The organism is Enterobacter cloacae complex sp. HYC074_NIDB (assembly GCF_056673345.1).
Map to the genome: position 1 here is coordinate 19,652 of NZ_CP114217.1, position 19,718 is coordinate 39,369.

At 50.1% G+C, this 19,718-nt stretch carries 18 protein-coding genes and 5 pseudogenes; 16 read left to right on the top strand and 7 right to left on the bottom strand.

Annotated elements, in window-relative coordinates; all coding sequences use genetic code 11:
• Positions 1–6 precede the first annotated feature (6 nt).
• The 9 genes from O1724_RS23660 (at position 7) to O1724_RS23700 (ending at position 6,547) form a co-directional block, all read left to right on the top strand.
• Positions 7–720, top strand: coding sequence for a TrbJ/VirB5 family protein (locus O1724_RS23660; RefSeq protein ID WP_000644929.1), 714 nt, complete (start codon positions 7–9; stop codon positions 718–720).
• A 9-nt stretch (positions 721–729) separates the two neighbouring features.
• A complete protein-coding gene (locus O1724_RS23665) occupies positions 730–972 on the top strand; it encodes an EexN family lipoprotein (RefSeq protein ID WP_000858958.1) in 243 nt (80 codons plus the stop codon).
• A 16-nt stretch (positions 973–988) separates the two neighbouring features.
• On the top strand, positions 989–2,026 hold the full coding sequence (locus O1724_RS23670) for a TrbL/VirB6 family protein (RefSeq protein ID WP_101972614.1): 1,038 nt from the start codon (positions 989–991) through the stop codon (positions 2,024–2,026).
• A gap of 76 nt (positions 2,027–2,102) precedes the next feature.
• Entirely contained in the window at positions 2,103–2,234 is a 132-nt protein-coding gene (locus O1724_RS23675; protein ID WP_032493177.1) for a hypothetical protein, read from the top strand.
• A 10-nt stretch (positions 2,235–2,244) separates the two neighbouring features.
• A complete protein-coding gene (locus tag O1724_RS23680) occupies positions 2,245–2,940 on the top strand; it encodes a VirB8 family type IV secretion system protein (RefSeq protein ID WP_001208352.1) in 696 nt (231 codons plus the stop codon).
• Between the two features lie 10 nt (positions 2,941–2,950).
• On the top strand, positions 2,951–3,838 hold the full coding sequence (locus O1724_RS23685) for a TrbG/VirB9 family P-type conjugative transfer protein (protein ID WP_000758230.1): 888 nt from the start codon (positions 2,951–2,953) through the stop codon (positions 3,836–3,838).
• On the top strand, positions 3,838–4,971 hold the full coding sequence (virB10, locus tag O1724_RS23690) for a type IV secretion system protein VirB10 (RefSeq protein ID WP_000101920.1): 1,134 nt from the start codon (positions 3,838–3,840) through the stop codon (positions 4,969–4,971). The genes O1724_RS23685 and virB10 overlap by 1 nt, the downstream gene beginning before the upstream one ends.
• Positions 4,972–5,021: 50 nt before the next feature.
• On the top strand, positions 5,022–6,023 hold the full coding sequence (locus O1724_RS23695) for an ATPase, T2SS/T4P/T4SS family (protein WP_001076634.1): 1,002 nt from the start codon (positions 5,022–5,024) through the stop codon (positions 6,021–6,023).
• On the top strand, positions 6,020–6,547 hold the full coding sequence (locus O1724_RS23700) for a phospholipase D family nuclease (protein ID WP_000715148.1): 528 nt from the start codon (positions 6,020–6,022) through the stop codon (positions 6,545–6,547). Before O1724_RS23695 ends, O1724_RS23700 begins: the two co-directional genes overlap by 4 nt.
• 980 nt (positions 6,548–7,527) lie before the next feature.
• On the opposite strand, the pseudogene O1724_RS23705 reads toward O1724_RS23700, so the two are convergent.
• The 3 genes and pseudogenes from O1724_RS23705 to intI1 all read right to left on the bottom strand — a co-directional run.
• Positions 7,528–7,668 (bottom strand): annotated as a pseudogene (locus O1724_RS23705) (Tn3 family transposase); the annotation flags it as partial.
• A 15-nt stretch (positions 7,669–7,683) separates the two neighbouring features.
• Complete coding sequence (locus O1724_RS23710; RefSeq protein ID WP_000904911.1) at positions 7,684–8,259, bottom strand: recombinase family protein; 576 nt, start codon at positions 8,257–8,259, stop codon at positions 7,684–7,686.
• A 270-nt stretch (positions 8,260–8,529) separates the two neighbouring features.
• Positions 8,530–9,543 (bottom strand): class 1 integron integrase IntI1, encoded by a 1,014-nt coding sequence (intI1, locus tag O1724_RS23715; protein WP_000845054.1) that lies wholly within the window; start codon positions 9,541–9,543, stop codon positions 8,530–8,532.
• 166 nt (positions 9,544–9,709) lie between these two features.
• Here intI1 and O1724_RS23720 point away from each other — a divergent pair, with 166 nt between their 5' ends.
• The 3 genes and pseudogenes from O1724_RS23720 to O1724_RS23730 form a co-directional block, all read left to right on the top strand.
• The gene (locus O1724_RS23720) at positions 9,710–10,510 is read left to right on the top strand and encodes a subclass B1 metallo-beta-lactamase VIM-1 (protein WP_013263789.1); all 801 of its coding nucleotides are present in this window, start codon (positions 9,710–9,712) and stop codon (positions 10,508–10,510) included.
• A 107-nt stretch (positions 10,511–10,617) separates the two neighbouring features.
• Positions 10,618–11,172 carry an aminoglycoside N-acetyltransferase AAC(6')-Ib4 gene (locus O1724_RS23725; RefSeq protein WP_003159191.1) on the top strand — a complete coding sequence of 185 codons (555 nt, stop codon included), beginning with the start codon at positions 10,618–10,620 and terminating at the stop codon, positions 11,170–11,172.
• An 80-nt stretch (positions 11,173–11,252) separates the two neighbouring features.
• Positions 11,253–11,612, top strand: a pseudogene (locus O1724_RS23730) (penicillin-binding transpeptidase domain-containing protein); the annotation flags it as partial.
• A 66-nt stretch (positions 11,613–11,678) separates the two neighbouring features.
• Here O1724_RS23730 and O1724_RS23735 read toward each other — a convergent pair.
• Together O1724_RS23735 and O1724_RS23740 are read right to left on the bottom strand one after the other, a co-directional pair.
• Positions 11,679–12,197, bottom strand: a pseudogene (locus O1724_RS23735) (Tn3 family transposase); the annotation flags it as partial.
• A gap of 53 nt (positions 12,198–12,250) precedes the next feature.
• Complete coding sequence (locus tag O1724_RS23740; protein WP_077483199.1) at positions 12,251–15,238, bottom strand: Tn3 family transposase; 2,988 nt, start codon at positions 15,236–15,238, stop codon at positions 12,251–12,253.
• Positions 15,239–15,405: 167 nt separating this feature from the next.
• On the opposite strand from O1724_RS23740, the gene O1724_RS23745 reads away from it, so the two are divergent.
• The 3 genes from O1724_RS23745 (at position 15,406) to O1724_RS23755 (ending at position 17,365) form a co-directional block, all read left to right on the top strand.
• A complete protein-coding gene (locus O1724_RS23745) occupies positions 15,406–16,047 on the top strand; it encodes a recombinase family protein (protein ID WP_058671571.1) in 642 nt (213 codons plus the stop codon).
• 114 nt (positions 16,048–16,161) lie between these two features.
• Complete coding sequence (locus O1724_RS23750; RefSeq protein ID WP_000100193.1) at positions 16,162–16,974, top strand: sulfite exporter TauE/SafE family protein; 813 nt, start codon at positions 16,162–16,164, stop codon at positions 16,972–16,974.
• Between the two features lie 19 nt (positions 16,975–16,993).
• Entirely contained in the window at positions 16,994–17,365 is a 372-nt protein-coding gene (locus tag O1724_RS23755; protein WP_001034147.1) for a winged helix-turn-helix domain-containing protein, read from the top strand.
• Between the two features lie 84 nt (positions 17,366–17,449).
• On the opposite strand, the pseudogene O1724_RS23760 reads toward O1724_RS23755, so the two are convergent.
• Positions 17,450–17,889: pseudogene (locus O1724_RS23760) on the bottom strand (transposase); the annotation flags it as partial.
• 394 nt (positions 17,890–18,283) lie between these two features.
• Between O1724_RS23760 and O1724_RS23765 the strand changes: the two are divergent.
• Entirely contained in the window at positions 18,284–18,940 is a 657-nt protein-coding gene (locus O1724_RS23765) for a quinolone resistance pentapeptide repeat protein QnrS1 (RefSeq protein WP_001516695.1), read from the top strand.
• Positions 18,941–19,258: 318 nt separating this feature from the next.
• On the opposite strand, the pseudogene O1724_RS23770 reads toward O1724_RS23765, so the two are convergent.
• Positions 19,259–19,687, bottom strand: a pseudogene (locus O1724_RS23770) (recombinase family protein); the annotation flags it as partial.
• Between the last annotated feature and the right edge of the window lie 31 nt (positions 19,688–19,718).

Consider the following 19,718-nt stretch of genomic DNA (forward strand, 5'->3'; position numbering starts at 1 on the left):
GATGTTATGAAAGCGAAGTTAATTGCTATTGCACTGGCTGGGCTGTTAGGTGCGGGAACCATTGGTACGGCTTCTGCTATAGAGGGTACTGGTGTTGTGGTCTACGATCCGACCAGCCTTGCTAAAACGCTTGAGGAAATGGCAAACCAGCTTGACCAACTGAAACAGCAGCTGGCTACCCAAAAAGCGACATATGAGAGCTTGGCAAAGACAACCAATATTGGGGATTTGCTGGACACATCAACAAGCAGCTTGGCTAATAACCTTCCTGACGACTGGAAGAAAGTTTATAGCGATGCCATGAACTCATCATCGTCCGTAACTGGTGATGTTCAAAGTATGGTTGGTGACTTTAATTCGGAAGTTGATGATATGAATCCTTCTGATGCAATTAAAGCTCTAAATAAAAAGTTGGCCGAGAAAGGAGCATATGACCGTGTTATAGCTGAAAAGGCATATAACAATCAGATGCAGGAATTAAGTGATATGCAAGCACTAACCGAGCAGATTTCCACAACTAAAGATGTAAAGGAAGTTGCTGATCTTCAGGCTCGCATTCAAACCGCGCAAGGCGCAATTCAGGGCGAGCAAGCGAAACTGAAGCTCATGAGTATGCTTCAGGAATCACAAGATAAGTTGTATGAAGCTCAAAGAGAACGCGCCGTAGGTAATTTTATTTATGGTTCTGATGGTGGTCATAACCCCGCTCCGTTGAAATAAGGTGATTATATGAAAACGACTTTAAAAGTAGCTTTAGTTTTTATCGGTGTTTCCGCTCTCGCTGGTTGTAAGCCTGAGCATGACAAAGATTGGTATAAGTCGCATGAGACAGAGCGAAAACAAATGCTTGTTGAATGCAAAAAGAACGCTGAATCCTTGCAGGATGCTGATTGTAAAAATGCAAGAGACGCAGAGACTGAACTTTTTGTTCATGGGAAAGATAACTCTCATAGCGTGCCGAAGTTAAACTAAATTTCAGGGTGTAGTTATGGCATTTAATACTGTTCAGCAGATATTTGACATAATTGATGATCTGATAAATATGATGGTTGATACCAACGTAACAACCATCATTGCAACCGTCACACCAACGGTTGCAATATTTTTGACCATCAAGTTTATGGCTCAAGGTGCATATTCCGCTCTTAGCCCCGGAGGGGGCGGGGAGGCGCTTGGGGATTTAATTACACAATATATGAAAGCGGCTGTTGTTTTGAGTTTTGCAACGGCTGGCGGGTTATATCAAACCGACCTTGTGCATTTGGCTTTAACCCTGCCTGATAATTTTGCTTCAATATTGGTGACTCAAAATAAAACCTCAATTACAGGGATGGCAGCCATTATTGATACTGGGGTAGACCAGTCTATAACGGCAATACAAACAGCGTTCGAAGGGGCTGGCATTAGCGCTAACGGCATAATGAGCGCAGTAATCGGACTCATTCTAATAGCAGCGACCGTAGTTCTTTGTGGGTTGGGTTCTGCCTTTATAATTATGGCTAAAGTGCTACTGGCTATAAGCCTGTGTTTAGGTCCAATAGCTATATTCTGTCTCCTGTGGAATCCAACAAAAGGCATATTTGCTAAGTGGATGGGGACCGTTATTAATTACAGCTTGGTCATAGTTCTTTTGGCTCTCGTATTTGGGTTGTTAATGAGCCTCTTTACAAAAATGATTTCCGGTCTTAACGGCAGCGAAGGCTTTGATGCCTTATCAACGGCTATTGGACTGGTCATTCTCACCATTGTTTCCGTCTATGTGTTGTTCCAGGTTCCAGCGGTAGCGTCGAATTTCGGTAGCGGTGTTTCTGCTGATATAGCTTCTGCGGCCCGCCATGCGGGCCACTCGATGAATACGATGGGTAATGTTGCCTCTAATGGGATTTTTGGTGGAGCGAAGCCTTCAGCAAGACCTTCAGCAGCTGGCGGCGGCGGTGGACAAAGCGCCAGCAGTAGCGGCAATGCAGGGGCTGGCGGTTCAGGTCTGACAGGAAAGGCGCGTGGTAGCCGGGGAAAAGCAGCATAAATAAACAAAAGTCGTTGAAATTGCAATTTCACGGATATAAGATAATAGAACGCAATGGACAAATGAGGTCGAAACTATGCGCGCAATCGTACTTTTAGGGGTGTTGTTGTTAGGGGCATGTTCCAGCAGTTTCAAGCCACCGCCGGAGCCGGACTGGAGCCACACTGTGCCAGTCAATAAAACGCTTCCAGTAGATACACAGGGATAAGGTGGTTGTTATGAGAGAGAAAAAGAAAGGGCTGACCAAAGAGGCCATCAAAGAGTTCAACGAAAGCCGTAAAGGGCTGGAAGTGGACGTTATGAACGAAGTGTTATCTTCACGCCGCACGGCGTGGATAGTCGCCGCGGTCGCATCCGTTGTAGCGGTTGTGGCAATCGGTAATGCTACCTTTGTGAATTACCGCTACAGCCAGCCAATACCGCCGTTCCTGTTGACGCTGAACCCCAGCAATCACGAGGTATCACAGGTTAAGCTGACGCGTGACGATGCCACCTATGGCGACGAAATTGATAAGTATTTCCTGACTCAATACGTTATCCACCGAGAATCCTACGATTTTTATTCCCTGCAAGTGGACTATGACGCCGTAGGTTTAATGTCCACGCCGAACGTGGCGGAAGCCTACCTTTCCCGGTTCAAGGGTAAGCAAGGGATTGATAAGGTCCTGGGTGACAGCGAGACAACGCGAGTAAGCATCAACTCAACCATTCTCGATAGAGAGCATGGCGTGGCGACCATTCGCTTTACGACCGTTCGCCGCTCTCGTAGCAATAACTTTGACGATCCACCGAAGCGCTGGATTGCCATCCTGGGCTACGAGTACAAATCGCTGGCTATGAACGCCTCGCAGCGCTACATCAACCCGCTCGGCTTCCGCGTCACCAGTTACCGCGTTAACCCTGAGTCGAACTGAGGACTGTACTATGAAAAAAGTAGTCTTATCCGCAGTGATCGCAATGGCGCTGGCCGGGACCACATTTAACGCAGCGGCGCTTCAAGCGCCGAAAAGTTCACCGTATGACTTCCGTATCAAAACGGTAGTTTATAACCCGGTCGATGTGGTGCGAATTGATGCGGTAGCGGGCCTGTTTACGCATATCGTCGTTTCCCCGGATGAAAGCTATATCACTCACGCTTTCGGTGATTCTGCTGGCTGGATTTTCTCACACAAACTTAATCACTATTTCGTGAAACCTAAGACCGAAATGAGTGATACCAACCTGACCATCGTTACTGATAAACGGTCTTATAACATCGTGCTTCACTATATCGGTGAGACGACAACAAAGAACGCTGACGGCACAGAAACAAAATCGTTTATCAAAACGCCGTGGTCAATGAAACAGGCCACGCTTCAGCTGACCTATGAATACCCGTTTGACGAGCAGAAAAAAGCCTCCAGCGTGGCTGAGAAAAAGCGCCTGACGGAGAAGCTACGGGAGTCTGCTTTCGCTGGTCCTAAAAACTACCAGTATGAAATGAGCGACGAGCCGGAAATGGCAGATATTCAGCCGATCCATGTTTGGGATAACTACCGTTTCACGCGCTTTGAGTTCCCGGAAAACGCCGACTTACCGCAGGTTTATTACATATCGTCCAGCGGCAAAGAGACGCTCCCTAACTGTCGCCCGGTTGGTGAACATAACAACATTCTGGAATGCCAGAACGTAGCGAAAGAATGGCGTGTAAGGCTTGGCTGGACAAAGGTTGTTGGTATTAAAAATATCAACTACGTGCCTTCAGCTGGCGCAATTTCCACTGGCACAGCCTCCCCGGATGTAAGAAGGGTGCAAAAAGGAGGGGATAACTAATGGCCCGTAAAGTCGATATTGATAGCGAGCTGGATAACAACAACAGCTTCAACGATGAACGCGGGGGAATGCCCGCACAGAAACGCCGCACCGCACCAGGGCTAAAAGCCTTTATTGCTATCCTGGCTATCATCGCCATGTGCTTCGTTGGCGTCACTATTTACACGCACACACGCAAAGCGCCGGACACGGCCAAAGCTGACAGCGGTAATAAAAATGATGGGGTTAGCAGTCTGCCTAACTATCAGTTCAACACTAACCCGAACGTTGGCGGGGCAGCGGCCCCTGACGCTAATCAGAAGGCGATGCAGGATAAAGCCAGAGCGGAATATGAAGCCAGTCATAGCAACACGGGCCGGGCCAGCAACGGGAAGAAGCAGCTGACACCGGAAGAAGTCGCCATGCAGCGCCGTCTTGATGGCGATCTTTCCGGCGAGCAGGGCGGTAGCCAGACTCCGGCCAAAAAAGAGCAGCAAAGCGACGAAGGCAGCGAAGGCAGCAGCGCGTTAGCAAAAGAGCTTACACCTGCCCGCCTGAAAGGCAGCAGAGCGGGCGTAATGCAAAATATGAGCATGACCATTGCTAAAGGGACGATGATACCGTGTGGCACGTCTACGGAGCTGGATACGACCGTTCCCGGCATGGTGTCCTGCCGGGTGACGCGTGATGTGTATTCCCTCGATGGGTTGGTGAAGCTGATCGACAAAGGCGCATTTGTTACGGGCCAGATGAACGGTGGCCTCAAAAATGGTCAGGCTCGCGTCTTTGTGCTGTGGGAGCGAGTGGTAAACCCGGATGGCACATTCGTTAATCTGGATAGCGCCGGGACCAACTCTCTCGGTAGTTCCGGTGTTCCCGGACAGGTTGACTCCCACTTTTGGGATCGCTTCGAAGGGGCCGTGTTCATTTCCGTCCTGTCTGACGCGCTTCAGGCTGGCGTGGCCGCAGCTCAAAACGGCAATAATATCCAGTTTAGTAATACGCAAAACAACTCGCAGGAACTGGCCTCTGAAGCACTGAGAGCCACGATTAACATCCCGCCAACACTCTACGACCAGCAGGGCGACGCAATCAGTATCTACGTCGTTCGTGACCTCGATTTCAGTGATATTTACTCACTGGCAGACAACTAATCAACGTGGGCCGGAAGGCCCACTGTTCTTTGTAGCAGGAGATAACTTACATGAATCAATCATCGGCTTATTACCAGCTGGGGCCGCTGCGGGAGTATTTCGAAGATCCGGGCGTATTTGAAGTCCGAATCAACCGTTATAACGAGGTGGTTTGTGACACATTCGAAGGCCGCAAAATCATCCAGAACGACAGCATTACCGGCGCGTTTATCGATAACCTGACTGCGGCATTAACCAGCGCCAATAACGTTTCGCGCCAGATGATTAATGACGTGGTGTTACCGGACGGTTCCAGGGGAATTATCTGTTTACCGCCTGCGGTGATCGATAACACCGCCGCTATCGCTTTTCGTAAAAATATCGCGCTGGATAAAGACCTGGCGACGTTAAGCCAGGAAGGTATCTTTGAGTTTTGCCGGGAAATTGACAGCCATAAGCGCGAGCTGGACGACGACGATCTCCTGCTGAAAGAGTTATACCGGGCTAAACGCCGGGAAGAATTTTTGCTTACTGCGGTACGGAAAAAGCGAACCGTTGTCGTTGTGGGAGAAACCGGGTCAGGGAAAACGGTACTCACCCGCGCCCTGCTCAAAGCCATTAGCCCGCAGGAACGCGTGATAATCATGGAGGATGCTCACGAAGTTGAAGCTACCCACCTGGAAGAAGCCGTTTATATGAAATATGGCGGTAAAGATAAACCAGGGCTGGCTACGCCGACGCAGTGCCTTAAAGCCTGTATGCGCCTGACACCAGATCGTATCTTCATGACAGAGCTGAGGGATGATGCTGCATGGGATTACCTTCAGGCGTTGAATACCGGACACCCTGGCGGCTTAACCTCCACACATGCTAACTCGGCGATGGATGCCTTCACCCGTATAGGGTTGATGGTTAAAGCTACCGAAGTGGGCCGTATGCTGGATATTTCTGACATTATGCGCCTGCTGCACTCCACTATTGATGTGGTCGTTTTCATGGCGAAAAGGAAGATTCGCGAAATCTACTATTCGCCAGAATATAAGTATGAGTGCATGAATGGAGGGATAAAGTGAAAAAAGGAGCAATCATATTCCTGACGGGGGTTCTGGCCTTTTCCTCCCTGCCCTCAATAGCCGCCGATTCGCCATCGGTACAGGTCGGGTTTTCTCCTGAAGGTAGCGCTCAAACGTTGGTAATTGGCGCTATCGACTCCGCGCAATCCTCGATCCGAATGATGGCTTATAGCTTTACCGCGATGGATATAATGCAGGCGCTGGTCAAAGCTAAAAATCGCGGTGTCGATGTGAAAATCGTTATCGACGAACGCGGCAATCGTAATGACGTAAGCCACCGTGCGATGAAGTACATTGTGAAAAACGAGATCCCGCTGCGGGTGGATAGCGACTTTCCTATCCAGCATGACAAGGTGATGATTATTGATGAACGGTCAGTTCAGACGGGCAGCTTCAACTACACCAAAGCAGCAGAATCTAAAAACTCGGAAAACGCGGTGGTGATCTGGAACATGCCCCAGCTGGCAAAACCTTATCTTGAGCACTGGGAGGACCGTTGGAATCGTGGGGAGGACTATAAATGATAGAAAAATTTGAACGCTATATTTTCAAACATGCCGTACAGCCACTGAAATTAGTTGCTGTGGTAGCAATAGCTGCGGAGCTATCGCGCAGAGGATTAATGTTCATAGGTATACCCGCTTTTACCTCTTTCATTACAAATATGCTCGGTATTTTGATAATCATGTTAATGCAAAAGCCGATAATGATAAGAGGTGTGTACGAGACTAAAGATCGTTCAAGTTCCTATAGATGGATGCATTTTGCCATAACAGGACTTCAATCTATGTCCGTTGTAGTCCTGCTACTAATACCGATTTATGAGCGATAAAAGCATGAAAGGCGGCGTAAGTCGCCTTTTTCCAAAGGCTCCGCCCCTCCTGACGAGCTTCAAAAAAAAGCTACAAGTCAGAAGTAGGCGAAACCCGACACAGCTTAGAGATCTGCCGCCTTTCGTTGGCATCGCTCCCCCTGGTTACGTCCTGTGTTCCTGTCATATCGTTTACCGAAACCTGACCGCCTTTAGCCCATTCGAGCAACGTGGCGCTTTCTCATAGCTCACGCTTAAAGTTCTCGGCTCGACTTAGACAGTTCGCTCCAACGCTGCGGGTTTTAACCAGACTCCCCGTCTCCCGCTGCCGTTACGCCTGACTATGACAAACACACGATTTCCAGTTCGTCAGGCGCGGCAAATCGCCGCCATTGGTAACAGCCAATGCGGTAACGTCATTCGAGCAGGGAGATGGGACTTGAATTGCAGCCATGACGACTGCTACACTACATTTGAATTTAACGGTGACTGTTCTCCCTGCTTCGGATTCAGTTACCAGGTGCAAAGAGTTGACGCTCTTATCACCTTCGAAAAAACCACCTTGCCGGGTGGTTTTTTCGTTTCTGAGCAAGAGAGTACAGGATCTTCAGAGGATCGATCAACGATCTTTGATCTTCCGTTATTCCTCATCGCCTTCAAGGGGTCGGTTCCGGCTGAGGGCGAAATGACACCCTAAGCTTTCGGTTCCTTGGGCCAAAGATATTCGCCAGTCAGTAGAATGTGCGCCCAGCCCAATGGGGATATGTGGGGAAGAAATTCAGGGGGAACATCCAACCCTTCGTTCCGCCGCTCCGTGACGGCATGACCAAGATGGACCCCCGCATCGATTTATGTCTGTCCGATCTCAGTCATCCGGTGTCTGGCAAGAAGCCGCACCACGGTGGAAGGATGAACACGGAACAAACGTGCAGCATCAGCGCCCGTTTTTTGCCCCGATGTGACGAGCGAGACAATCTCTTTTTGCTGTTGGGGGGTTAACTTAGGGCGTCGCCCACCAACCCGGCCATCCTGGCGTGCCGCCGCAAGCCCGCTCTTTGTCCGCTCACGAAGCATGGCGCGTTCAAATTCAGCAAAGGAGCCAACGATCTGCATCATCATCCTGCCCGCCGGAGTGGATGTGTCAATATTTTCGGTAATGCTGCGAAAATCAGCTCCCGTGTTTTCAATCTTCTCCAGCGTCAGCAATAAATCCTTCAGCGAACGGGAAAGGCGATCCAGTTTCCATACAATAACCTGATCATCTTTGCGCAGTTGCTGTAAAAGACGTTGTAGTTCGGGTCGATCCCATCGCCCTCCCGAAGCTTTTTCCTGGAAAATCAGTTCACACCCGGCTGACTTTAGTGCTGATATCTGAGCCTGAGTATCCTGTTCCTGTGTCGAAACCCGGGCATAACCGATAAGCATGATTGCGATTTCCTGTTGCCATTTGATTTTATATTGCAATACATTTTTGCAATGCACAAGGTCGCATCTGTCGTTTTCAGAAGACGGCTGCACTGAACGTCAGAAGCCGACTGCACTATAGCAGCGGAGGGGTTGGATCCATCAGGCAACGACGGGCTGCTGCCGGCCATCAGCGGACGCAGGGAGGACTTTCCGCAACCGGCCGTTCGATGCGGCACCGATGGCCTTCGCGCAGGGGTAGTGAATCCGCCAGGATTGACTTGCGCTGCCCTACCTCTCACTAGTGAGGGGCGGCAGCGCATCAAGCGGTGAGCGCACTCCGGCACCGCCAACTTTCAGCACATGCGTGTAAATCATCGTCGTAGAGACGTCGGAATGGCCGAGCAGATCCTGCACGGTTCGAATGTCGTAACCGCTGCGGAGCAAGGCCGTCGCGAACGAGTGGCGGAGGGTGTGCGGTGTGGCGGGCTTCGTGATGCCTGCTTGTTCTACGGCACGTTTGAAGGCGCGCTGAAAGGTCTGGTCATACATGTGATGGCGACGCACGACACCGCTCCGTGGATCGGTCGAATGCGTGTGCTGCGCAAAAACCCAGAACCACGGCCAGGAATGCCCGGCGCGCGGATACTTCCGCTCAAGGGCGTCGGGAAGCGCAACGCCGCTGCGGCCCTCGGCCTGGTCCTTCAGCCACCATGCCCGTGCACGCGACAGCTGCTCGCGCAGGCTGGGTGCCAAGCTCTCGGGTAACATCAAGGCCCGATCCTTGGAGCCCTTGCCCTCCCGCACGATGATCGTGCCGTGATCGAAATCCAGATCCTTGACCCGCAGTTGCAAACCCTCACTGATCCGCATGCCCGTTCCATACAGAAGCTGGGCGAACAAACGATGCTCGCCTTCCAGAAAACCGAGGATGCGAACCACTTCATCCGGGGTCAGCACCACCGGCAAGCGCCGCGACGGCCGAGGTCTTCCGATCTCCTGAAGCCAGGGCAGATCCGTGCACAGCACCTTGCCGTAGAAGAACAGCAAGGCCGCCAATGCCTGACGATGCGTGGAGACCGAAACCTTGCGCTCGTTCGCCAGCCAGGACAGAAATGCCTCGACTTCGCTGCTGCCCAAGGTTGCCGGGTGACGCACACCGTGGAAACGGATGAAGGCACGAACCCAGTTGACATAAGCCTGTTCGGTTCGTAAGCTGTAATGCAAGTAGCGTATGCGCTCACGCAACTGGTCCAGAACCTTGACCGAACGCAGCGGTGGTAACGGCGCAGTGGCGGTTTTCATGGCTTGTTATGACTGTTTTTTTGTACAGTCTATGCCTCGGGCATCCAAGCAGCAAGCGCGTTACGCCGTGGGTCGATGTTTGATGTTATGGAGCAGCAACGATGTTACGCAGCAGGGCAGTCGCCCTAAAACAAAGTTATGCCGCACCCACCCCTATGGAGTCTTGATGTTAAAAGTTATTAGTAGTTTATTGGTCTACATGACCGCGTCTGTCATGGCTGTCGCAAGTCCGTTAGCCCATTCCGGGGAGCCGAGTGGTGAGTATCCGACAGTCAACGAAATTCCGGTCGGAGAGGTCCGACTTTACCAGATTGCCGATGGTGTTTGGTCGCATATCGCAACGCAGTCGTTTGATGGCGCGGTCTACCCGTCCAATGGTCTCATTGTCCGTGATGGTGATGAGTTGCTTTTGATTGATACAGCGTGGGGTGCGAAAAACACAGCGGCACTTCTCGCGGAGATTGAAAAGCAAATTGGACTTCCCGTAACGCGTGCAGTCTCCACGCACTTTCATGACGACCGCGTCGGCGGCGTTGATGTCCTTCGGGCGGCTGGGGTGGCAACGTACGCATCACCGTCGACACGCCGGCTAGCCGAGGCAGAGGGGAACGAGATTCCCACGCATTCTCTAGAAGGACTCTCATCGAGCGGGGACGCAGTGCGCTTCGGTCCAGTAGAGCTCTTCTATCCTGGTGCTGCGCATTCGACCGACAATCTGGTTGTATACGTCCCGTCAGCGAACGTGCTATACGGTGGTTGTGCCGTTCATGAGTTGTCAAGCACGTCTGCGGGGAACGTGGCCGATGCCGATCTGGCTGAATGGCCCACCTCCGTTGAGCGGATTCAAAAACACTACCCGGAAGCAGAGGTCGTCATTCCCGGGCACGGTCTACCGGGCGGTCTAGACTTGCTCCAGCACACAGCGAACGTTGTCAAAGCACACAAAAATCGCTCAGTCGCCGAGTAGCAGATGCGGCATAACAAATCGTTGGAGCGGGACTTTTGCTACGCAGGCTGCGCCTACTCCGCAAAAGCCCCTCAACTCAGGCGTTAGGCATCACAAAGTACAGCATCGTGACCAACAGCAACGATTCCGTCACACTGCGCCTCATGACTGAGCATGACCTTGCGATGCTCTATGAGTGGCTAAATCGATCTCATATCGTCGAGTGGTGGGGCGGAGAAGAAGCACGCCCGACACTTGCTGACGTACAGGAACAGTACTTGCCAAGCGTTTTAGCGCAAGAGTCCGTCACTCCATACATTGCAATGCTGAATGGAGAGCCGATTGGGTATGCCCAGTCGTACGTTGCTCTTGGAAGCGGGGACGGATGGTGGGAAGAAGAAACCGATCCAGGAGTACGCGGAATAGACCAGTCACTGGCGAATGCATCACAACTGGGCAAAGGCTTGGGAACCAAGCTGGTTCGAGCTCTGGTTGAGTTGCTGTTCAATGATCCCGAGGTCACCAAGATCCAAACGGACCCGTCGCCGAGCAACTTGCGAGCGATCCGATGCTACGAGAAAGCGGGGTTTGAGAGGCAAGGTACCGTAACCACCCCAGATGGTCCAGCCGTGTACATGGTTCAAACACGCCAGGCATTCGAGCGAACACGCAGTGATGCCTAACCCTTCCATCGAGGGGGACGTCCAAGGGCTGGCGCCCTTGGCCGCCCCTCATGTCAAACGTTAGCCACCAAGAAGGTGCCATGAAAACATTTGCCGCATATGTAATTATCGCGTGTCTTTCGAGTACGGCATTAGCTGGTTCAATTACAGAAAATACGTCTTGGAACAAAGAGTTCTCTGCCGAAGCCGTCAATGGTGTCTTCGTGCTTTGTAAAAGTAGCAGTAAATCCTGCGCTACCAATGACTTAGCTCGTGCATCAAAGGAATATCTTCCAGCATCAACATTTAAGATCCCCGACGCAATTATCGGCCTAGAAACTGGTGTCATAAAGAATGAGCATCAGGTTTTCAAATGGGACGGAAAGCCAAGAGCCATGAAGCAATGGGAAAGAGACTTGACCTTAAGAGGGGCAATACAAGTTTCAGCTGTTCCCGTATTTGGGGTCTGACGCTCAGTGGAACGAAAACTCACGTTAAGCAACGTTTTCTGCCTCTGACGCCTCTTTTAATGGTCTCAGATGTCCTTTGGTCACCAGTTCTGCCAGCGTGAAGGAATAATGGCCGAGCATATTGATATGTCCGTGGCAAAGCGGGGAGAGGCGTGCGATATCTTCATCATTCAGTGTTTCACCCTGCGCCCGGAGATGATCCAGGGCTGCCTGCATATAAATAGTGTTCCATAACACGACGGCGTTAGTGACCAGCCCCAGTGTGCCCAGTTGATCTTCCTGACCGTCGGTATATCGTTTTCTTATCTCACCTTTTTGACCGTGACAGATGGCTCTGGCAACGGCATGGCGACTTTCTCCCCGATTAAGCTGGGTCAGAATGCGCCGGCGGTAATCTTCATCATCAATATAATTAAGCAGATACAGCGTTTTGTTGATGCGCCCCACTTCAATGATTGCCTGAGTCAGTCCGGAAGGACGTTCACTTTTCAGCAATGAACGGACCAGCACTGAAACCTGTACTTTGCCCAGCTTCAGGGAGCCAGCGGTCCGGATCATTTCGTCCCACTGAAGGACTATTTTTCGGGGATCTGATTGGGCTCCGTTTGGGAAACGGCAAATATTGTACGTTAAGGTTGTTTTTTGTACTGGCTGATATCAACCGGCCGCAAAGGTCGATACTTCCCTTCTGCCAGTTTTTTATTGTTTCTCCAGATATAATCTCCCGTCAGATTAATGTGCTCCCAGCCCAACGGAGACAAGTGTGACAGCAATTGCTCATTGAGATGTAGCCCCTTCCTCTTCAGCAGGTTAACGGCGTTCTCTATATATACGGTATTCCACAATGTGATCGCGGCGGTGATCAGCGTCAGTCCACTGGCCCGGTAACTCTGGTTTTCCAGACCTCGATCCCTTATTTCGCCCAGACGATGCATGAAAACGGCTCTGGCAAGGGCATTCCGGGCTTCCCCTTTGTTCAGACCTGCCTGAACTCTGCGACGCAGTGAAGGATCGCGAAACCAGTCCAGCATAAACAGTGTTCGCTCAATGCGGCCGATTTCCCTCAGTGCCTTGGCAAGCCCATTCTGTTTCGGATAACTGGCCAGCTTTTTCAGCATCAGAGAAGCGGTCACAGTTCCCTGCTTTATTGAGGTCGCCAGCCTCAGAATTTCATTCCAGTGGGTTTCTATCTCTTTGATATTCAGTTGAGTTGTGGAAATAATTGACTGTAGAGCCGGATATTTATCAGCCTTCCCCTGAATAAACAACCGCTTGTCATGAAGATCCCGGATCCTGGGTGCAAAAGCGAACCCCAGCAGATGCATCAGCGCAAAAACATGCTCCGTGAAACCTGCCGTATCGGTGTAATGTTCCGTGATTTCAAGATCACTTTCGTGATACAGCAGGCCATCAAGTACGTGGGTGGAATCACGAACACGGCTGATCACTTTGGTGTAAAACGGACTGTATTGGTCAGAAATGTGCGTATAAAACTGCACCCCCGGCTCCTGACCGTACTTCAGGTTGACCTGACCGGCATAGCGGCCATGGCTGCCAACCCGAAAATTCTGACCGTCAGAAGATGAGGTTGAACCGTCTCCCCATAATGCCGCCAGCGGACGTGACTTCTGGGCATTAACCAGTTCAGCCAGTGCAGCAGAGTACGTTTCATCGCGGATATACCATGCCTGCATGTTTTCCAGCGAAGCCCGCGTGGTTCCCGGACAGGACTCTGCCATTTTGGTCAGCCCCAGATTGATGCCGTCCGCCAGGATGGTGGTAAGCAGCAAACGGTTATCCTGCGGGCGGGTAAGCGGGTTCTTCAGATGGGTAAAATGTCGCGAGAAGGCTGTCCATCTCTCAACTTCATCCAGTATTTCTGTAATTTTTGGGTGTGGCAACATGTTGTAAATCAGGTCGGCCAGTGGTGATATTGTGGAAGGAACGCTGTTATCCAGCGGGGTGATCTTTAGACCTTTATCTGAAATATCCACATCGGGAAGATCCCCGGTAACGGCCATTGCGTTAACTTCCTCCAGGCGGGAGGCCAGCAGCGTCAGCCTTGCCTTAAGGTAAGCTTCGCAATCTGTTTCGACAGGTATATTTAACTGATTATTATTTAATAACTTTTCGAAATTATCTCCTGGCATAAGATAGTCATCGAAGTTTTTGTAGCGCCGGGAACCCCGGATCCAGATATCACCGGCCCGCAGCGCCCCCTTCAGCTCGTTCATTGCGCAAATTTCATAGTATTGCCGGTCAATACCTGAGGGGGTGATCACCATCTTTTTCCAGCTCTCAGGGATGAAATCCAGTGACGCTGATGAGGGAACCTTTCTTAGCTGCTTACGATACATTTCACGGATAGTATCGAGGGCATCATTAAGAGATAAGGCGGCCGGAGTGGCCCTCAGTTGCAGGGCCGATAACAACCGGGACGAATATTTGCGCAGCGTGCTGAATTTTTCGGTAATAAGATGAAGCGGTTCGAAATTATCCTTACGTGCAAGGAGCCGGGTTTCCTCCAAGCTGGCGGCAAAATCTTCCCACGGTAATATCTGTTCAACAGCAGACAGAGGATCTTCGCCTGCGTTGCGTGCATCCAAGATAGCCTGTCCAACGGAAACATACTGCCGTAATTTCTGCTGTATCAGCTTGCCCGTTTTCTGAAGGCGTTCGGCCTGCTGACGTTTTGCCCGGCTGAACATACTGCCCAGTATGCGTTCATGCAGTTCTATAATTTCATCAATGATTGTGGCTCTGGCCTCAGTCAGTACACAGACCATCGTTGCGTATCGACGAGCAGGGGAAAAATCAGCTAAATCCCGGCTGCTCATTTTGCGGCCTTCCCGCGCCAGTTTCAGCAGCCGGTTCTGATGAACTGTTTTATCCACGCCTTCCGGTAGCGCCAGTGCTTCAATGGCGTTAAGGCGGTCGATATGTTGCAGGACATTCTTTCCATTGATCTTTCCCGGAGGCTGAAGCAACCACGTCAAACGGGAGATTTGTTTTTCAGTTGTCACCAGTAGCGCATCAAGCGCTGATTTATGCGTGATACCAAGATGCGCATTCAACGTGGTGTAAACCGCTTTATCACCCAGTGTCATTGCTTCAGCACAGGTACGTTCCACAACATCAATACCAGGAATAATAATTCGCTGTTGATGCAGACGCTTCAGTAATTCCTCGGCGATAAGTATGCCCCGATCGGTCCTGGTAGACAGAGGGAGCAGATGCTGGATGCATTCTTTCTGAAGTGCCCCATTAAAGGCTTTCAGTTCCAGATACCGATACAGTTCCCCCAGGTGCTCGCGCCGGGTGGTATCACGGCCGGAAATATATTCCTGCCAGAGTTCTGCTGAAAGTTTAAGGCGGTTGCCGATGACTCTGAGCAATTCTGCCGGTGGAGACGATTTTTTATCCGGAGCAAACCCGATATTTTTCAGATAGCAAAGAAGGACGGCGAAACCAAACCGGCTGGCCGGTTTACGATGAGCATTAATAAATGCCAGATCCTGCTCACTGAAATAGGCCATTCGGGTCAGCGTTAACTCATCGTCCGGTAATGCCAGTAATGATTCTCTTTCCGACAGAGAAAGAATCTGCCTCCTTGCCATATAGTTTTCCTCGTAAATTATTCAGTACGGTATTTTTAACAAAACCAGATATCGCATAAGGGTACACCCCGACGCCATACTCAAAACGTGACGGCACACGATGAATGACATAACCTATATGCGATAGAATTAATGCAATAACCTAAATGCGATAACGTGGTGAAAAAATGTTCATCAGAGCTTATTTAAGGGCATCGACGGAAGATCAGTTCGCCGATCGGGCAAAAGAGATGCTGGAGCAGTTCGTCCAGGAGCGGGGGCATAAAATCGCCAGCTACTATCGGGAGAACATCAGCGGTACAAAACTTGACCGTCCGGAGCTGGGCCGCTTACTGATGGACAGTCACCGTAATGATATTTTGCTGGTCGAGCAGATAGACCGCCTGACCCGTCTCAGCAACAGTGACTGGATGACGCTGAAAAAGCAGATAGAACAACACGAGTTGCGGATTGTCAGTCTGGATGTTCCCACCTCATGGCAGGCGCTGTCAGAGAAAGATCCTTCACAGGCTGACCCGATAACCCGCGCTGTCATTACTGCCATCAACAATATGTTGATTGATCTGATGGCTGCAATGTCGCACAAGGACTGGCTGAGTCGTCGCCAGCGACAGCAGCAGGGAATTAAGCGTGCTCATTCTCTGGGGAAATACCGGGGCAAACAGGCAGACCAGGAACGACACCAGAAGGTGTTGTACTACCGACAGGTTAAGAAACTCAGTATACGGGAGACAGCAGAAGCAACCGGCTACAGTTCTTCTCAGGTTTGTCGGATACAGGCGCTTAATAAAATCACCGGTACTGATTGAATCAGCTTTAACCTGGATCAATTCCCGCCTATACAACGTACTATCAAACTTATCATCTGAAATGCTATGCTCGTCGTTATGTCAAAAATGACATAACGAATCAGAGAGGAATGCATGTCATCAGTTTCAAAAAGGAATGGAAAAGGTTTTTTCTCAGGCGCGGTAATTGGGGCTTTAGGAGGGCTGATTGGGCTCGGTGGGGCTGAGTTTCGCCTTCCCGTCCTGATCGGTAGTTTCAAAATACCCACCCTGGAAGCCGTCATCTTTAACAAAGCAATGAGCCTCGCTGTTGTCGCTATCGCTCTAATTTTCCGCACAAAATCGATAGCCCCCGATCAGTTGGTAGAGCATCTTGATATTGTCATGAATTTACTGGCGGGAAGTCTTATTGGGGCATGGTGGGCCGCAGGCCGCGCCATTAAGATGTCCAGAATCTGGCTGGACAGAATCATTCTGATCCTCCTTGTTTTACTGTCGTTCGTCATGTTCTCAGAAGCATGGCTACCACTACACAGTATTTCCGGCGGGTTATTTCAACCCGGTATTGCCACCATTATTGCAGGTGTGATTTCAGGGTTCTTTATCGGGATAGTTGCAGCATTGCTCGGTGTGGCTGGCGGTGAGCTTCTGATCCCCACAATCGTTATCCTGTTCGGGGTTGACATCAAACTGGCCGGAAGCCTGTCATTGATGATTAGCCTGCCCACAATGATTGTTGGTTTTTCCCGTTATACAAATGCAGATGCTTTCCAGATTCTGAAGAAAGAAAGGCCACTGTTTGTATGGATGGTCATCGGATCTGTGATTGGTGCGGCAATTGGCGGACTTCTGGTCGGCCTGTTCCCGGTTAAGGTACTTATGACTTTACTTGGGGTGATCCTTCTTATCTCCGCCATCAAAACGTTCAAACACACCCGGCAAAAATAATTTCGAGAAAGGTATCAGGATGAATAAAAAAGCGCTTATATCTGATTTTATTTTGGTCAGACCCCGAATTTACATTAATGACAACATCTCGCTGGGGCCGGGTAAAATTGATCTATTGCGCGCTATAGATGGGTTTCACTCCCTGTCAGCCGCCGCAAAAGATCTGGGTATACCCTACAAAAGGGCTTGGCTCCTGATTGATACGTTAAACAAAGGGATAGGTAAGCCCGTGGTCATCACGTCAACAGGCGGCAGCAAAGGTGGAGGCTCGGTTTTGACACCACTTGGTCAGAATCTACTTAGCTGGTACGACAAAGCAGAAGCCAACCTTAACGAACAATCACAGCAGGACTTGCAGGATCTCGAAAAAATTATCTTCGGTGAGAAATAACCCATTCGGCTCGGTCTTTGATCGGGCCATGACCGTACAAAAAATCATCTTAACGTACAATATTGTCCGTTTCCCAAACGGAGCCCAGTCAGATGGCCGGTGAACCCGAATGCTCAACTGCGCACGCGACACGCCAAGACTTCTGCAAACGTCGCTTATTCGTCGTTCCCAGGCAACGAGGGCGCATGCGCAATCCATTTTTTTGCCCGGCCGAACTCCACGGCCTCTTTGAGTATCTCGGCTTCCATCGTCTTTTTGCCCAGAAGGCGCTGGAGTTCGCGAATTTGCTTATTGGCGGCAGCGAGTTCGGAGGCCGGCACCACTTCCTCGCCCGATGCAACAGCCGTCAGTGAACCGTCTTAATATTGCTTGCGCCATTTGAATATCTGGTTTGCATTGATGCCATGCAGGCGCGCGACATGAGACACGGTCATACCGGGCTCCATAGTCTGCTGAATAATGGCAATTTTTTCCTGCGGTGTACGACGCCGACGCCGCTCAGGTCCTGATAACACTTCAACCATCTTATCGTTCTGACTGGTATTAAACATAGTTCCAAGACTACCTCTTATTTTAAGAGAGTCGAAGTGTCTGGTGATCTATGGGGCCAGTCTAGCCCTCTTCCAAGTGTAGGGAGATATAGTCAAAGTTTGCTTCTCCGCCGATGAGTCCGCCCTGCGTCGGATAGTCCGATTTTTTACCGGCGAAGCACGGCTCTCCTAACCCTATCTAAAGCGAATAACTTTTTTCAACAGGGCCGCGTGCCAATGCAAGAGCGATAGGCGCTCTACGCGCCAATTTGACCACTTAAAACAGGTAAATTGAGGGGTTGTAATGTGTTGATGTAACAGGCTTTTATTTTAATGTCTTGGCATATGTATAATGGTAGTCTAGCCCTCCTTTCAACAAGGAGTACTCATGGAAACCTACAATCATACATATCGGCACCACAACTTTTCACATAAAGACTTAAGTGATCTCACCTTCACCGCTTGCACATTCATTCGCAGCGACTTTCGACGTGCTAACTTGCGTGATACGACATTCGTCAACTGCAAGTTCATTGAACAGGGTGATATCGAAGGCTGCCACTTTGATGTCGCAGATCTTCGTGATGCAAGTTTCCAACAATGCCAACTTGCGATGGCAAACTTCAGTAATGCCAATTGCTACGGTATAGAGTTCCGTGCGTGTGATTTAAAAGGTGCCAACTTTTCCCGAACAAACTTTGCCCATCAAGTGAGTAATCGTATGTACTTTTGCTCAGCATTTATTTCTGGATGTAATCTTTCCTATGCCAATATGGAGAGGGTTTGTTTAGAAAAATGTGAGTTGTTTGAAAATCGCTGGATAGGAACGAACCTAGCGGGTGCATCACTGAAAGAGTCAGACTTAAGTCGAGGTGTTTTTTCCGAAGATGTCTGGGGGCAATTTAGCCTACAGGGTGCCAATTTATGCCACGCCGAACTCGACGGTTTAGATCCCCGCAAAGTCGATACATCAGGTATCAAAATTGCAGCCTGGCAGCAAGAACTGATTCTCGAAGCACTGGGTATTGTTGTTTATCCTGACTAATTGCTTTGATGTGTGATTTTAAACGCTCAAATTTATAAAACGAATAATATTGTCAACCTTGCAATAATAGACATAGGGACAACCATGTATAAATTTTTACCCTCAGGCGTCTTCACAATAGAGCCATATAGCAGTGGGTCACTTAGTGGGCTTAATTTTTCCATTAAAGATAATATTAATATTGCTCAGTATAAAACATCATATGGTAGCCCATCTTGGCAAGTAAACATAAGGCTGCCATTTATAAGGCACTGTTGCAAAAATGTGGAGGTGATAGGGGTACTACGCCGGAACCCCAGATTTTTCCGTCCGTTCAAATTATCCACGGTTGAGCAGCTTGATCCCGTCCGCCCGCAGTTGACCAACAGGGGAAATATGCCTGTACAAAGTTTGCCGGGTTATCCCAAGTTCCTGGCATAGCGTACTGACCTTTGTTTCTGATTGTCCCATTGATGCCATTGCCAGTCGCAGTTTGACTGGCGTCATTTTATAAGGTCGGCCGCCGTTCCGCCCACGGGCTCTTGCTGATGCCAGACCTGCAGTCGTTCTTTCAGCAATCAGTTCGCGCTCAAACTCCGCCAGTGCGGCAAAGATACCGAAGACAAGCTTGCCAGCGGCCGTTGTTGTGTCGATAGTCGCCCCGTGACCGGTCAGCACTTTCAGACCGGTCCCCCTCGCGGTCAGGTCGTGCACTGTATTAATGAGATGACGAAGATCACGACCGAGGCGGTCCAGCTTCCATACGACCGAGAGCATAAAAAATATTGGGGCAGCGTGA